Below are 14,161 nucleotides of genomic sequence, written 5' to 3'. Positions count from 1 at the left end.
ATTTAGACTATAGTGAGTCAATTCTATTTCGATCCCATCAATTCCTTCTACAAGACAAAACTAGAAGAGATTCGTCATTTTTTTCAATCGGATTTCGTGAACATTCCGAAGGATTTCTTATATAAGTTCCACCACGATGCCTTTTTGACATTTTCTTTAGCTACTAAAGGAACCTTCGCTACTTCTTTTCCATCTTTTTTAATGATTAATTCCCCAATTTCGTTCCCTTTCTTTACAGGAGCTTTAATATCTGTATGTAACTTAACTTCTTCCGTAATGTTATCTGTCTTCTCACCCTTTTTCGTTAAAACAGATACCGTTTCTCCTGTTACAGCCTCAATATGTTTCTTATCTCCCTTGCTAACCTTCACCTTGCCTAAAGATTCTCCTTTTTTATGAAGTGGATGGGTTGTATACTGAGAGAAGGAATAATCAAGCATTTTAGTTATTTGAGCGTTCCTGCTTTTTGGGCTTGGTGCGCCAAAGACAACGGCAATCACCCTCATATCATCTTTTTTCGCGGTAGCTGTTAAACAATACATTGCTTCTCTTGTAAAACCAGTCTTTAACCCATCTACTCCAGGATAGAATTTTACTAATTTATTCGTATTTACAAGCCAAAATTCTTTGTCTGTATCTTCTCTTAAATAGGATTCATACATTTTTGTAAAATCCGTTATTTCCTCATGTTTTAATAATTCTTTAGAGAGCATAGCCATATCGTATGCTGTACTGTAGTGATCTTTGGCGGGGAGACCTGTTGTGTTTTGGAAGTGAGTATTTTTCAAACCTAATTCTTGTGCCCGCTTATTCATCATTTCGATAAAAGCCTCTTCACTGCCCGCAATTTTTTCAGCCAAAGCGACAGACGCATCATTAGCAGAGCCAATCGCTACAGCAAGTAAAAGCTGCTTAACTGTCATCTCTTCCCCTGGCTCTAAAAATATTTGTGAGCCACCCATCGAGGCTGCATGTTCGCTTGTCATTACCTTTTCATCCATAGTAATTTTTCCTGCATCTAATGCTTCCATAATAAGAAGCATCGTCATTATTTTCGTCATAGAGGCAGGTGATAATTTTTCATGCATATTTTTCTCATACAAAATAGTCCCTGTATCTCGTTCAATTAAAATAGCTGATTTCGAATCCTCTGCAAGCTCCACCTTCTTTTCTTCTGCGAAAGCAGCTCCAGAAAATAATGAAAGAATCATCCCAAATGCAAATAATATTATCGCAATCCTTTTCACAGCAATCCCTCCATCTTTGTCGCCATCCTAAACGGAAATGTTTTCCATACCATTCTTTCCCAGTATCAAATTATTTATACAAATGAGGCATAAGAAAAAGCCGAAGAAAAGCTCTCCGACTTTTAAATTCATTAATGTACTTTTAAATTGGCTAAAAAACTAGTTCCTTCTCCATTCCAGTCAACTCCAAAGTTTTCGGCAACCGTTGCTCCAAGATCTGCAAAAGTTTTTCGAAGCGGAAGTTCTCCACCCTCATTAAAGCGATTAGAGTATACTAATAAAGGGACAAACTCTCTAGTATGATCGGTACCATGGTGCACAGGATCATTTCCATGGTCAGCTGTAATTATCAATAAATCATGATCATGCATTTTGTCCATTATTTCAGGAATCCGCGCATCGAATTCCTCCAAAGCTTTTCCATAACCTACTGGGTCTCTCCTATGTCCGTATAATGCATCAAAATCAACTAAATTAACAAAGTTAATTCCTGTAAAGTCCTTGTCCATCATAGTTAGAAATTTATCAACACCATCCATATTCGAAACGGTTCTTACCGCCTCTGTTACCCCTTCTCCATCATATATGTCATTAATTTTACCAATAGCTAGCACATCAAAACCAGCATCCTTTAGCTCATTCATAACCGTTTTACTAAATGGTTTTAAAGCATAATCATGTCTATTTGCTGTCCGTTTAAATTGACCTGGTGTTCCTATAAATGGACGAGCAATTACACGTCCTACTTTAAATTCATCTTCTAAAGTTAACTCTCTGACATCTTTACATATTTGATAAAGTTCTTCCAAAGGTACAATTTCTTCATGTGCTGCAATTTGTAAAACGGAATCTGCCGAAGTATAGACAATAAGAGCACCCGTTTCCATATGCTCTTTCCCTAGACGTTCCATTATTTCCGTACCACTAGCAGGGACATTCCCAATAATACTTCTTCCGGAAAGATGTTCAAGCTTAGCGATCAGTTTTTCTGGGAAACCATTTGGAAAGACTTTAAACGGCTTATTTGTAATAAGACCCATCAGTTCCCAATGCCCTGTCATTGTATCTTTTCCTCGAGAAGCTTCTTGCATTTTTGTATAATAGCCGAGAGGTTTTTTTTCTTCATTTACCCCTTTAATTTTTTTAATATTAGCTATTCCTAATTTCCCTAGATTCGGTAGGTTTAGTCCATTCATCGTTTCGGCTATATGACCAAGAGTGTCCGCTCCTTCATCATCAAACAATTTTGCATCTGGTGCTTCACCTATTCCAACCGAGTCCATAACAATTAAATGTATTCGTTTAAATATTTTATAATCCAATTTTCAGCCCCCTAATAATAATCATATAGGTATCATACCCTCCTATAGCAGGGAAAAAAACCGCTATTTGCGGTTTTTTGAAAAATCTAGATGCTTTTCCCATCAAGCTCTTGGATGATATTTAGTATAGACATCTTTCAATCTTGTTTTAGTAACATGAGTATAAATTTGCGTAGTAGAAATATCTACATGCCCGAGCATTTCCTGAACGGCCCTTAAATCCGCCCCATTTTCCAATAAATGAGTAGCAAATGAGTGTCTCAGTGTATGAGGAGTTAGGTCCCTTTCAATATTGGCCTCGGTCGCCAATTTCTTAATAATCTTCCAAAAACCTTGCCGTGTTAGACGATTTCCGTGATGATTTAGGAACAGCGCGTCCGTTTTGTATTTTGTACTTCTTAACTTTGGCCGGGACTCAAGCAAATAATGTTCTATAGCCTGAGAAGCAATGTTTCCAAGCGGGATTATTCTCTCTTTATTTCCCTTTCCGATACAACGGACAAACCCCATCGTCAAGTGGACACTTTCCATATCCAGATTTACTAATTCACTTACCCGAATACCTGTTGCATATAGCAACTCGAGCATTGCCTTATCTCTAATACCAAATATAGTTGTCTTTTCTGGAGTCTCAAGTAATCTTTCGACCTCTTTAAAACTAAGTACTTTCGGCAGGGTTTTTTCCATTTGTGGTGTTTCTACATGAACAGATGGATCATGATCTGCTACCTTTTCTCGCAAAAGAAATTGATGAAAGGCTCTTATCGAAGCAAGATGGCGTGCAGTAGTTTTCGAAGACTTCCCCTCTTTTTTTAAAAGGGATATAAATTGCAATATATGTATACGGGAAACTTGATGAAAGTCTTCGATTTTTTCATTCTCTTGTAGACATTGAATATAACGTTTTAAATCCCGTTCATAAGAAATAATCGTGTTTTGAGCTAAACCTTTTTCTACTGTCATAAAGTGGATAAAATCTTGCAATTGATCCTGCACTTGGCATTACTCTCCATTCTGATAAAAAAGCATCAGACGTGAAAACCAACTACCTTGTTCATTATTTATAGGCTGGAAAGCTTTCACTGCAGTACCGTCCGGCTCATCGTAGCGCCGATAGTTTTCGTACTCCTGATTTATCCACATAATACCATAATAAAAGAGAATGGTGCACCCCACTAGCAAAATTAACAACCGAATTGTTCCAAAAAATAATTTCAATATATTTTTCATCCTCTTTCCTTCCTTCGCACATATATCTTCCTTTTTCTGTTACAATCTTATGCCAAGCTTGGATACATTTATTCATTTGTTCAGAAAAGAATGGAAAGATTTAGACAAGATATACATAAAATAAAAGAACCTTTTCCAATTTAAAAGGAAAAGGTTCTTTTATTCGTGTTCATGATCCTCTGACTTTTTCTGACAGCGCCAGCACACCCCGTGAAAGATGAGTCGATGATCTTTAATTTTAAACCGCCAATCGCGTTCTACGATTTTTTCAACATCTTCAAGTAAATCATCCTGAATCTCATCAACCGCACCACATTCAAGACAAACTAAATGATGATGAAAATGAGCAGCTCCTTCTTGTCGAAGATCGTAACGAGAAACGCCATCACCAAAATTAATTTTATCAACAACTTTTAATTCCGTTAATAATTCTAATGTTCGATAAACGGTCGCAAGCCCGATTTCAGGCGATTTTTCTTTGACTAGAAGATAAACGTCTTCCGCGCTTAAATGATCTTCTTCATGTTCAAGCAGCACCCGAACCGTGGCTTCACGCTGGGGAGTAAGCTTGTAGCTTGCGGAATGCAATTGTTTCTTTATCCGATTGATCCGACTTTCCATACCCTAAAATCCTCCCTCAGGACTATCCATTTCATTATATCAGATTAACTTCCATATTCAAACTAAAATTATTACAAATAAGAACAAAAGCGGAAGCGCATTGCCCATCGACGTACAAACTTCCTTATAATAAGGATGAACAGCTAAAGACGCGCCGTCCTGGCGCAACGCTGTTCTGACCAACATCCTGTTGGCCTGAGATAAAGGAAACACGGCGAAGAATGAGCCGATGTTGACTTATCGAGGAAGAAGCGTAGAAGTTTGCTAGTCGATATGCGCCGGAGCTGGACTAGAACAAAAAGCGGAAGGCGCCCGCTTATCGGTTCCTGAAGCTGGACCGAACGAATAATAGCAGTGCGATTTCTCACACTGCTATTTGTTGTACCGTCTATGTCCCTCATTGAATAGACCACTAATTAAGGTTTCACATTATTTTCCGATCGATGTAATGACCGCTTTCATGAGTCCAGGGGAAATGTATGCCTCTATACTAGCTGCAATTGTTACGAAGGCTATTACACCGATATACGCCATAGCATATTTAGCAAATACAGGTATAAATTGAAAATGAACAGTTTGCCGAATGAAAATTTTTCTAATTAACTTGATTGAAAAAGCGATCGAACTGACTGACATAAAGATCAGTACAGGAATCATAATCAAATTTTGCGGAAGTAAGGAAACGAAAGATAAAAGCAGCCCGTTCCACCCCATTTGACTAACAAGAAAGCCTATTGAAAAGCCAACAACGATTCCCTTTAAAAAAATTAATAAAAAAACAAGCGGAAATCCAATAATTGAAATACCTAATACCCATATAAGCCCAGCCATTTTCACATTATGAAAAAAGCTTAATTTTAACAATTCTTCGGAGGGGACCATTTCTCCCTCGCCTACTTGTCCAAAAAACTGATTTAAATAATAGAAAAGATCTTCTTTTTGATGTCCTGACAAACTATTCACCATAATTGCCCCGAATATAACCCCCATCAAAAACAAAACAGCCATAAAGGTATAAAGCGATGAATGTTCTTGGAAATGTCTAGTAATTAGATTTGAAGAGAGACGATAGCGCATATAATGTTTCCTCCTGTCCTACGATTGTTACATCATATGATGGACAGGCTTTCGATATGACAGCAATCATGAAGGGACTAGAGCTGACTCATTCACTTTCTTATTTTTTAATTCTACCGTATTTTCCTCCACCGCCTGCTGAAATTGCTAATTTCCCCTCTCGCGCAGCTATAATTAAATCCGCTAGTTGGGGTTTAATAACTTCTTTTAGATTTTGCGCTTTTACGCGATGTAAAATATCCATTTCTGTGCCAAAATGGTCAAGCAAATATTGCATTGTTTTTGGTCCCAATCCCGGAATAAATTCTAAGGGTACTTGATGGACATACTTTGGTCTCATAGGCTTTTCTAGAGCATCAGCCAATTGGTTGATTCGCTCGGATACACCTAAAGTAATTTTACTTGATCCACAGTTCGGACAAGTCGAGGATTGCATAGGCGTAGAACATTCAGAGCATGTTGTTTGATGATACTTTCCTAGTCTTGGATTAAGGCCATAATTGGATAAAATTTTATTGGAACCTTCATTTTTCAGTGCCTTCTCAATAGCTGCAAAAGTCGGAGCTTCTAAAAAAAACTTTTGGTACTCTCTTGCAATCTTTGGTAAGGAATGAGCATCAGAATTTGTTAAAAAAGTATAGGAATGGAGTTCACTAATTTGATCAGCCATCTCAGTATCAGAACTTAAGCCCAATTCTACCGCATCAATAAGGGTTGGATTTAATATTTCCGTTAGTGATTTTTCTACACCTTTACCATATAAACTTTTAAAAGGAGTAAAAATATGGGCAGGAATGAATAAACCTCCTAAAGCTTTGGCCTTTTCTTGTAAAACTACCGCATCCTCATAGATCCGCTGTGTACTAAGTTGGATATTAGTCACTCTTTCCTTTAACCAAATAGAGAATGTTTTTAACGACACTAAATCCGGGAAAAAAACGAGTACATGTATAGGGCCGTGACAGTGTTCGTCATAGACCTCGATTTCTGATCCTGGTATAAGCGTTACCTCATCTTCATACCGAAAACCTCCCTCCTGCATTTCAAGAAGTTTTCCCGACAGGATTAATTGTTCCAATTCTTCGATTACCTCAGGGGATTGGCAATCGATAACACCGACAATATCCAATCCTTTCGGGTATTTTGCTGCTTTTAAAATATTCGTTAACGTGAGATTCCGGCTCGCTGTAATTTTAACTGGTTTTCCTGTATAGGTTCGGCCGATATGAATATGTAAATCTGCGAAAAATTCGTTCATCTCGCTTTCATCATCCTTTTTTAGATTGTAAATACAGCACTGCATAGGCTGTTTTCGCATCATAAATCCATTGATCTTCTACAGCCTTTAAAGCGTCCTCTAATGTTAATTCGTGAAGTTCAACAAATTCATCTTCATCACCAGCAAGTGGATTTTCAACTTTTCTTAAATCAGTCGCTACATACAAATGAATTATTTCATCAGAAAAGCCTGGTGAAGTATAAAAAGAAGTGAGGTGCTCCATATTATCTGCTGCATAGCCTGTTTCTTCCTCTAGTTCTCGAGCAGCTGTAAGTTCTGGAAGTTCACCCAATTCTAATTTTCCAGCCGGTATTTCCAATATAGAACGCTCTAATGGTTTCCGATATTGTTCTACCATCACCACTTTCCCTTCACTTGTTATTGGGATCACTCCAACGGCACCAGGATGTTTGACGATTTCCCTTTTTGCCATTTCTCCGTTTGGCAGTTCAACATCATCTATATGTACTTTGATCACTTTTCCATTAAATAATTCTTTTGTATTAATCGTTTTTTCTTCAAATTTCTTCATAGAAGACTCTCCTTTATATAGTAAAGATTGTGTAAAGTCCATTTGATTTTATTAATAACAACATTAATTTGTCCAACTACAATGGACAGGTCGTCGCTTAATAGGCGCTTCCGCTTTCTTTGTCTAGCTCTAGCGCCCAGCGACTTGCAAACTTTCGGCTTCTTCCATCATAACACAATAAGAAATGGTTCATTAATTTTGTTTTCCTTTCATTATTTCCGTTAAAATGGAATTGAGGAAGGTGGGATAAAATTGGAAAAAAGGCAACTTGGCAATTCTGATTTATTAGTATCTAAAATAGGGCTTGGTTGTATGTCACTAGGTACAGATTTAAATAAGGCAACTAAAATTATTGAAGCGGCATTGGACGGTGGCATTAACTATTTTGATACGGCAGATTTATATGACTACGGTGTTAATGAAAAAATAGTTGGAAAAGTATTATCCTCAAGGCGAGACGAAGTTATTATTGCAACAAAAGTTGGAAACCGCTGGAATGAACAAAAAGATGGGTGGAGATGGGATCCTTCCAAAAAGCATATAAAATCCGCCGTTAAGGAGAGCCTTAGGAGATTAAGAACTGACTATATTGATTTATATCAACTTCATGGCGGCACGATAGAGGATCCCATTGATGAAATAATTGAAGCATTTGAAGAGTTAAAGGCAGAAGGTCTCATTCGGTATTATGGCTTATCCTCTATTCGTCCAAATGTTATTAAAGCATTTGCCGAAAAATCTGCTGTTATAAGCAATATGATGCAATATAGCCTTTTAGATCGCAGACCTGAAGAGTTAATGCCGGTACTTGAAAAACACAATATTAGCATTGTTACAAGAGGATCAGTGGCAAAAGGAATATTGAGCGATAAGTTTCTAAATGAAGGTATTCAAGATGATTACCTCCATTATTCAGCATCTGAGTTAACGGAGCTCATTGAAAACATTAAATCTAAATTACTATATGACAAAAGAACACTGAATGAAGTTGCCTTGCAATTTAATTTGGCTCATAATGCTGTACGTGCTGTTGTTATTGGTTCAAGCTCTGTAGAACAACTTAATGAAAATATCCGTGCCGCTCAAGCGGCGCCTTTTGAAAAAGAAGAATTAGCGTTTTTGAAAATGATCACTAAAGAAAACATATATACTACCCATCGATAATCTTTCATGTTTTTTTGAGGTTTTTTATCAGCATTCTACATTTTATTTTATTAAAACTTAAGTCCATTCGACTTAATCATCACCATATCCCTCTTTTTCGGCATATAGAGAGGAGTTCATCATAATTTTAACTGTTCTAAATATTCATTCGACATCGACATTTTTCTCAAGACTGTCGTGTTAGTGATATATATACTAAGACTATCGAGCTATGTGTATTTTCAGACAAATCGCTTTCTTACAGTTCTTTATTTCAACTGAAACTATAAGGGGTCTAGTATTTCAAGGAGGTTAAAATAATGTTAAATAAAAAACAATGGGATGATGAATGGGCGGATTTAATTCTGAAAGCATTAGAAGCTGGCATGACATTAGAATCAATCAGAGAGTTTTTCAAATCGTACAAAGATGAAGGTTCACTTGAAAATATTCGAAAAAAAAATTAAAATTGTTGTTCTAAATATAAAACGATCCTTCGTTATATGGTATACTATCACTGTAAGGAAGGTGAATACATACGTGATTGGTGAACGCATAAAGGAATACCGCAAGCTAAAGAACATGTCCCTGTCAGAATTAGCTGAAAAAGCCGGGGTAGCTAAATCTTATTTAAGTTCGATTGAACGAAATATCCAATCCAACCCCTCTATTCATTTTTTAGAGAAAATTGCTTCAGTTTTAGATATATCAGTTCATCTACTGTTGCACGGGGAATCGAACCGTTCAGATAATGAGTATCTTGATGAAGACTGGGAAGAACTTGTTCGTGAAGCAATGGCTTCAGGTGTTTCCAAACAAGAATTTCGAGAATTCCTTGAATTTAACAAATGGAAAATCCAGCATAAATAATTAAGTAAAAGTGAGAAACAAAAGTGCAGAGCCGTTGCTCATCGACTTACAACTTTCGTTACTATCAAACAAGTTAAACGTAAACAATGAATCAAAACGTTCAGTGACGCTCGTTACTGAACGTTTTCCATTACTTATTCTTTGTAAGAAAAGCTCTAATCTGCTCTTTTTTCAATCCCATTTTTTTCGCTTCTAGAATAAGCAATTTCCATTCCTGATCCGTTTTCTGTATGATTGATTTGATCTTTCTCCCCCCAGATTCTCCCTATCATCTATTTTTGCCATGTTTTTATCTATGTTGGTTGATCATGTAGTTCTTTATATAGTTCGTTAGTTCTTAATAAAGAACTAAATTGAATATAAGCGAAAATACCTAAATTGAAAAACCTCAAATTTAGTCATTTTCCCTTGAAAAACGCTAATTTTCTCCTATCTCCTTTAGTTATCTTAATATTTCTTATCGTTTTAAAATACCAAAACTTCCCAACCACGGAATAAGAAATAGAACTTATCCAGCTTATTGTCTTCTCACACTTTCAATACGACGCATTTTTCCTTATAATAAAGTCAATGAAACCTTTTAATATGCAAATCGTATTTTATGTATAGGAAAGTATGAATAGGAGTCGATGCGGCCTTGAAACCCATTTTTTCTTTTTTTCTTGGAATGTTCACAGCGGCTGAAACCTTTATGATATGGATTATTTTACTCCTCGGTTTCGATTTACCATTTGGGACTGCCTCACTAAGTTCTCTTGCAGTGGGCGCTTTAACTTTTTTCGGAGTAAAATTCTTTTTCAATCATAAGCTTTTGAAAAAACATAGATTAACTAGAAAAGAGTATGCCTATATTCAAAGAAACTTGAGAGAAGCTAAAGGAAAAATGGCTAGACTACAAAAAGCGTTCTTCTCTGTAAGATCTATGGGGGCTTTTAAGCAATTGTATGAGCTTAATAGACTAGCCAAAAAGATGTACCAAATTGTTGATAAAGACCCTCGACGGTTTTATCAATCCGAACGTTTTTTCTTCTATCATCTAGATTCGGTTGTAGAACTTTCTGAGCGCTATGCTATGCTTGCTTCTCAACCTGTTAAAAGTGAAAAATTATATATTTCGCTTAAAGAAACTCAGAATACTCTTGATGATTTAAGTAAATCTGTAAAAAAGGATATTTATCATGTATTATCGAGTGATATTGATGACCTGAATTTTGAACTGGATGTTGCTAAACATTCGCTAAAAAAACTAGAATATAATCCAGTTGATGTCGATGAAAGGAGTACGAAACAATGAGTGAACAAAAATCTGATACAGCATTACAATTTGATGGTTTGGATGACCTCTTAGCTAATCCATTTGGGGAAGAGGAACTTGTTAGCCCTGTTAAACAATCGGAAGTGCAGGAGGCGAAACCTGTTCGATTAGTCGATAGTCTTCCTGAAGAAAACAGAAAACGAGCACTTGAGCTTGCAAAACAAATTGATCCATCTAATCTTCAAGCCATTATTGCTTATGGTACTCAAGCCCAATCCCAATTGCTAAATTTTTCAAGTTCTATGCTTGATCATGTTCAAAATAAAGATATCGGTCCGATTGGTGATATTTTAGGTGAGTTGATGGGTAAACTTCGTGATATTAATCCTGATGAGCTAACACCGGAAAAGAAAAATTTCCTTTCGAAAATGTTCGGGAAAGTTTCGAATTCTGTACAGGAGGTAATGTCTAAGTATCAAAAAACTGGCGCGCAAATTGATCGTATTACAGTTAAATTAAACCAATCGAAACAAACTTTGGTTGAAGATCTAAAGACGTTGGAACAATTATATGAGAAAAATAAAGATTATTTTCACGCCTTGAATATTTTTATTGCTGCCGGCGAGTTGAAAATTGAAGAGTTACGAACGAAATCAATTCCTGAATTGAAGAAAAAAGCGGAAGCCTCTGGTGACCAAATGACTTATCAAGAAGTAAACGATATGGTGCAGTTTGCTGACCGATTGGAAAAACGGCTTTATGATTTGAAATTGAGCAGACAAATTACAATACAAAGTGCTCCACAAATTCGTATGATTCAAAACACCAATCAAGCTTTAGCTGAAAAAATTCAAACTTCGATTATGACGGCCATCCCACTTTGGAAAAATCAAATTGCGATCGCCCTCACATTGATTCGTCAACGGCAAGCTGTTGAAGCCCAAAAGCAAGTCTCTAAAACAACAAATGAGTTGCTGCTAAAAAATGCAGAAATGTTAAAAACAAATACAATTGAAACAGCTCGTGAAAATGAACGCGGATTAGTTGACATAGAAACTCTGAAAAAGACACAATCCAATTTGATAAGCACTCTCGAAGAAACGATCAAGATTCAACAAGAAGGTCGTGAAAAACGTGCTCAAGCTGAGCAGGAACTAGTTGCAATGGAAAGTGAACTGAAAGAAAAACTACTCAAACTTACTTAATAAAAAACCGGACAAAATTGTCCGGTTTTTAGTTTGCCTTGACTACACAATTCATCCGCCCATTTAATATTTGGCTGGGGCTAGTCAATCGAAAATTTTGATTTTCTTGCAAAAAATCAATTTTCATCTCTTCATCGAAAAATACTGTTTTCGATTTTTCCATGTACACATCCATCGCATTCGTCGGGATTTTCATATCATGAGCTTCGTCAAATTCGTGCGGATTGATTAATTGTAAAATCGGAACCCCACTAACTGCACAACCGCATCCGTCTATTTCATATTTTAGTTTGACTAAAAGGTCTTTTCCTAACGTTCGTCGCCTTAACTGTTCTTCTGCTGCCGGAGTAATAGTTAGCTTCATTATAATCATTCCCCTTCCCTTTTCCCGTTATATTATTTTACCATTTTGGCGCAAATAATTAATCTATTTCGCCTTAGTGTGCATATACCTTGACTTGGTTGCTTTTCTAAAGATTTCCTACTACTATATTAGATAGCGTATATAAAGGGGGATTTTCAGTGGAAAAAGAAAGAGTACAAATTAAAGTGAATGATAATGGCTCCTATCGAGTAACAGGAGACGTAGAATTAATTGATGCTGAAGGCAATGTTTTCGAAACAAAGAAAGTATTTTCGTTATGCCGATGTGGACTATCTAAGCGTAAACCGTTTTGTGATGGCACTCATAAAGGTAACTTCGAGTCCTGTGTCCGTGCTGAAAAGGCATTAGAATAATAAACTAGGCTGCACTGTGATACCCGAAGATTATTGGGAAGGTCTTCGGGTGTTATTCATTTATGATAACTAATATATGAATGCATTAGTGCCGAACCAAAGCCTTAGCAAGGTATTCTAATCTTCGACGATAACTAATTCCTGGATATCCTCAATAAAAATCTTTATTCGCTTTCCTTCACGCTCGACTACTCGAAAATCTTTTTCCAATATATTATAAGAATGAATTTTTCCGATTACCTGTTCAAAACGATGATTACGAAAATAGGTAAACATTACCTCCTTTTCCAATCTCATCGCTTCTATCACAATTTCGTTCAATAATTCAAGTTTTTGTTCATCCAATGGTTTGCGAACCTCTTGCTGGTCCTCGCTAGCCCACTCCCTGAGCATTGCTACATGTTCAGGGAGCATAAGTGAATTCCATTTGATTACACCACGATCCCGAATCATCTCTCTCCCTCCTTTTCTATAAATAGACTCTCGGCATTCACCGAGTAAGATGGTACAAGGTTTTCTTATACCAATTTTTTATTTCTCCTCCTACTATTAATAGGGGGATATTTCATTTTTTTGTTAGTAAAATTGCTCATTCTCTATTGAACGAGATGAATAATCTACATACTACGCGAGAGCTCGCCACCGTTGATTTCCGTTCCAGGCGGACGCTTTCCGGGGGGCGTGCGGTGAGCTTCCTCGTCGCTACGCTCCTGCGGGATCTCACCTGTCACGCTAATCCCCCAGGAGTCGCCGCCTTCCACTTCAATCAACTAAGTTATTCTTTTGCACATATACTTAAGTTTGTCATTCACCAGCAAAACTTAAAATGAAACCAAACGGATATGACAAATCGCAAAATAGGCAAAAATGGCGTTGTCCATTAGCTTGTGGTACAAAAAATACGTGTAAAAGCCCTTGTTCTACAGCCAAATACGGAAGAACATTCCATACTTTTGGGAAAGACAATCTTCGACTTTTTACTAAGACTCCTAGAACATCCGAAAAATGGAAGATCGTTTATAAAAGAAGAACATCGGTAGAACGTTCAAACAAACGAGAAAAAGTCGATTATCACTTAGAATCTGGTCGGCATCGGCCTACAAAGATGTGGTATATACGGACTTACGCCATTATGATGTGTCAACACATTGATGCCTGGTATGCCCATCAAAAAGATGCGCTATCCTTCCTTAACGGTCATATTTTATCTTCAATAGCCAAATCTTTTTAAAGGACCTTATCCAAGGGTTTGTTGATTTTAAAACAAAATCCGTTGAAGGTTGATTGTAGCGAAAGTGCGAGACTCCTGGTCGGCTAAAGACGGCCACGTCCTGTGGCCAACGCCGACACTAGGACGTCCTGTCCGTCGCGGGATCAGCGGGACAGGTGAGACCCCACAGGCGTTTACGCCGAGGAGGCTCACCGCCCGCCCCGCGGAAAGCGAGCAACTGTAGCGGAAATCAACCAAGCACTGTCCTGGTAAGCAACAATGTTTACAAAAACAACCTATTAAAAAAATAAATAAATATGTGACGCTTCTTTGGCATGTCTTTTTTTGAAAAGGTTTTGAAAACAAATACCAAATCTTCAATAATGCTCATTTCCCAGTAATCTTTTGGAAACTCAGCAAATTTACGCCTCT

Annotated in this window: 18 protein-coding genes; 7 read left to right on the top strand and 11 right to left on the bottom strand. The window is 37.0% G+C overall.

The window, feature by feature from the left end; genetic code table 11:
• Nucleotides 1–83 precede the first annotated feature (83 nt).
• From BN1243_RS02840 to BN1243_RS02805, 8 genes are all read right to left on the bottom strand, one after another.
• Nucleotides 84–1,247, bottom strand: coding sequence for a D-alanyl-D-alanine carboxypeptidase family protein (locus BN1243_RS02840; RefSeq protein ID WP_062104757.1), 1,164 nt, complete (start codon nt 1,245–1,247; stop codon nt 84–86).
• A gap of 131 nt (nt 1,248–1,378) precedes the next feature.
• Nucleotides 1,379–2,569, bottom strand: coding sequence for a phosphopentomutase (deoB, locus tag BN1243_RS02835; protein ID WP_084781789.1), 1,191 nt, complete (start codon nt 2,567–2,569; stop codon nt 1,379–1,381).
• Between the two features lie 102 nt (nt 2,570–2,671).
• Nucleotides 2,672–3,565 (bottom strand): site-specific tyrosine recombinase XerD, encoded by an 894-nt coding sequence (gene xerD / locus BN1243_RS02830; RefSeq protein ID WP_062104756.1) that lies wholly within the window; start codon nt 3,563–3,565, stop codon nt 2,672–2,674.
• A gap of 6 nt (nt 3,566–3,571) precedes the next feature.
• Complete coding sequence (locus BN1243_RS02825; RefSeq protein WP_062104755.1) at nt 3,572–3,799, bottom strand: YqzK family protein; 228 nt, start codon at nt 3,797–3,799, stop codon at nt 3,572–3,574.
• Between the two features lie 159 nt (nt 3,800–3,958).
• A complete protein-coding gene (gene fur / locus BN1243_RS02820; RefSeq protein ID WP_062104754.1) occupies nt 3,959–4,420 on the bottom strand; it encodes a ferric iron uptake transcriptional regulator in 462 nt (153 codons plus the stop codon).
• Nucleotides 4,421–4,849: 429 nt separating this feature from the next.
• Nucleotides 4,850–5,497, bottom strand: a complete 648-nt coding sequence (gene spoIIM / locus BN1243_RS02815) for a stage II sporulation protein M (RefSeq protein ID WP_062104753.1) — start codon at nt 5,495–5,497, stop codon at nt 4,850–4,852.
• Between the two features lie 100 nt (nt 5,498–5,597).
• The gene (locus tag BN1243_RS02810; protein ID WP_062104752.1) at nt 5,598–6,755 is read right to left on the bottom strand and encodes an endonuclease Q family protein; all 1,158 of its coding nucleotides are present in this window, start codon (nt 6,753–6,755) and stop codon (nt 5,598–5,600) included.
• Nucleotides 6,756–6,765: 10 nt separating this feature from the next.
• A complete protein-coding gene (locus BN1243_RS02805) occupies nt 6,766–7,308 on the bottom strand; it encodes an NUDIX hydrolase (protein WP_062104751.1) in 543 nt (180 codons plus the stop codon).
• 252 nt (nt 7,309–7,560) lie between these two features.
• On the opposite strand from BN1243_RS02805, the gene BN1243_RS02800 reads away from it, so the two are divergent.
• The 3 genes from BN1243_RS02800 to BN1243_RS02795 all read left to right on the top strand — a co-directional run bounded on the left by BN1243_RS02800 (nt 7,561) and on the right by BN1243_RS02795 (nt 9,321).
• Complete coding sequence (locus tag BN1243_RS02800) at nt 7,561–8,472, top strand: aldo/keto reductase (RefSeq protein ID WP_062104750.1); 912 nt, start codon at nt 7,561–7,563, stop codon at nt 8,470–8,472.
• Between the two features lie 299 nt (nt 8,473–8,771).
• Nucleotides 8,772–8,918 carry a DNA-binding anti-repressor SinI gene (sinI, locus tag BN1243_RS21960; protein ID WP_154669790.1) on the top strand — a complete coding sequence of 49 codons (147 nt, stop codon included), beginning with the start codon at nt 8,772–8,774 and terminating at the stop codon, nt 8,916–8,918.
• A 73-nt stretch (nt 8,919–8,991) separates the two neighbouring features.
• Nucleotides 8,992–9,321 carry a helix-turn-helix domain-containing protein gene (locus tag BN1243_RS02795; protein WP_062104749.1) on the top strand — a complete coding sequence of 110 codons (330 nt, stop codon included), beginning with the start codon at nt 8,992–8,994 and terminating at the stop codon, nt 9,319–9,321.
• 130 nt (nt 9,322–9,451) lie between these two features.
• On the opposite strand, the gene sinI (BN1243_RS21510) is transcribed toward BN1243_RS02795, so the two are convergent.
• A complete protein-coding gene (gene sinI, locus BN1243_RS21510; RefSeq protein ID WP_326569861.1) occupies nt 9,452–9,526 on the bottom strand; it encodes a DNA-binding anti-repressor SinI in 75 nt (24 codons plus the stop codon).
• A 432-nt stretch (nt 9,527–9,958) separates the two neighbouring features.
• Here sinI (BN1243_RS21510) and BN1243_RS02790 point away from each other — a divergent pair, with 432 nt between their 5' ends.
• Entirely contained in the window at nt 9,959–10,615 is a 657-nt protein-coding gene (locus tag BN1243_RS02790) for a 5-bromo-4-chloroindolyl phosphate hydrolysis family protein (protein WP_069201756.1), read from the top strand.
• Nucleotides 10,612–11,781: a toxic anion resistance protein gene (locus BN1243_RS02785; RefSeq protein ID WP_062104748.1), complete on the top strand. Its 1,170-nt coding sequence runs from the start codon at nt 10,612–10,614 to the stop codon at nt 11,779–11,781. The genes BN1243_RS02790 and BN1243_RS02785 overlap by 4 nt, the downstream gene beginning before the upstream one ends.
• A 28-nt stretch (nt 11,782–11,809) precedes the next feature.
• Here BN1243_RS02785 and BN1243_RS02780 read toward each other — a convergent pair whose 3' ends face one another.
• On the bottom strand, nt 11,810–12,145 hold the full coding sequence (locus tag BN1243_RS02780) for an iron-sulfur cluster biosynthesis family protein (RefSeq protein WP_069201755.1): 336 nt from the start codon (nt 12,143–12,145) through the stop codon (nt 11,810–11,812).
• Nucleotides 12,146–12,303: 158 nt separating this feature from the next.
• Between BN1243_RS02780 and BN1243_RS02775 the strand changes: the two genes are divergently transcribed.
• Nucleotides 12,304–12,519: a CDGSH iron-sulfur domain-containing protein gene (locus tag BN1243_RS02775; RefSeq protein ID WP_062104747.1), complete on the top strand. Its 216-nt coding sequence runs from the start codon at nt 12,304–12,306 to the stop codon at nt 12,517–12,519.
• 117 nt (nt 12,520–12,636) lie between these two features.
• On the opposite strand, the gene BN1243_RS02770 is transcribed toward BN1243_RS02775, so the two are convergent.
• Entirely contained in the window at nt 12,637–12,972 is a 336-nt protein-coding gene (locus tag BN1243_RS02770; protein ID WP_069201754.1) for a YolD-like family protein, read from the bottom strand.
• 373 nt (nt 12,973–13,345) lie between these two features.
• Between BN1243_RS02770 and BN1243_RS21505 the strand changes: the two genes are divergently transcribed.
• Nucleotides 13,346–13,750, top strand: coding sequence for a hypothetical protein (locus BN1243_RS21505; protein WP_084781784.1), 405 nt, complete (start codon nt 13,346–13,348; stop codon nt 13,748–13,750).
• Nucleotides 13,751–14,161: the final 411 nt, after the last annotated feature.

The organism is Bacillus niameyensis (genome assembly GCF_001375535.1).
GTDB lineage: Bacteria > Bacillota > Bacilli > Bacillales > Bacillaceae_C > Lederbergia > Lederbergia niameyensis.
The sequence above is the reverse complement of the archived record's forward strand: the minus strand, read 5'-3'. Positions and strand labels throughout refer to the sequence as shown.

What these genes read in the sequence shown, in the direction of transcription:
- BN1243_RS02805 (WP_062104751.1), bottom strand. Translation starts at nt 7,308, where the DNA reads ATGAAGAAATTTGAAGAAAAAACGATTAATACAAAAGAATTATTTAAT.
- BN1243_RS02825 (WP_062104755.1), bottom strand. Translation starts at nt 3,799, where the DNA reads ATGAAAAATATATTGAAATTATTTTTTGGAACAATTCGGTTGTTAATT.
- BN1243_RS21505 (WP_084781784.1), top strand. Translation starts at nt 13,346, where the DNA reads ATGAAACCAAACGGATATGACAAATCGCAAAATAGGCAAAAATGGCGT.
- BN1243_RS02785 (WP_062104748.1), top strand. Translation starts at nt 10,612, where the DNA reads ATGAGTGAACAAAAATCTGATACAGCATTACAATTTGATGGTTTGGAT.
- BN1243_RS02810 (WP_062104752.1), bottom strand. Translation starts at nt 6,755, where the DNA reads ATGAACGAATTTTTCGCAGATTTACATATTCATATCGGCCGAACCTAT.
- BN1243_RS02780 (WP_069201755.1), bottom strand. Translation starts at nt 12,145, where the DNA reads ATGAAGCTAACTATTACTCCGGCAGCAGAAGAACAGTTAAGGCGACGA.
- BN1243_RS02770 (WP_069201754.1), bottom strand. Translation starts at nt 12,972, where the DNA reads ATGATTCGGGATCGTGGTGTAATCAAATGGAATTCACTTATGCTCCCT.
- spoIIM (WP_062104753.1), bottom strand. Translation starts at nt 5,497, where the DNA reads ATGCGCTATCGTCTCTCTTCAAATCTAATTACTAGACATTTCCAAGAA.
- sinI (WP_154669790.1), top strand. Translation starts at nt 8,772, where the DNA reads ATGTTAAATAAAAAACAATGGGATGATGAATGGGCGGATTTAATTCTG.
- fur (WP_062104754.1), bottom strand. Translation starts at nt 4,420, where the DNA reads ATGGAAAGTCGGATCAATCGGATAAAGAAACAATTGCATTCCGCAAGC.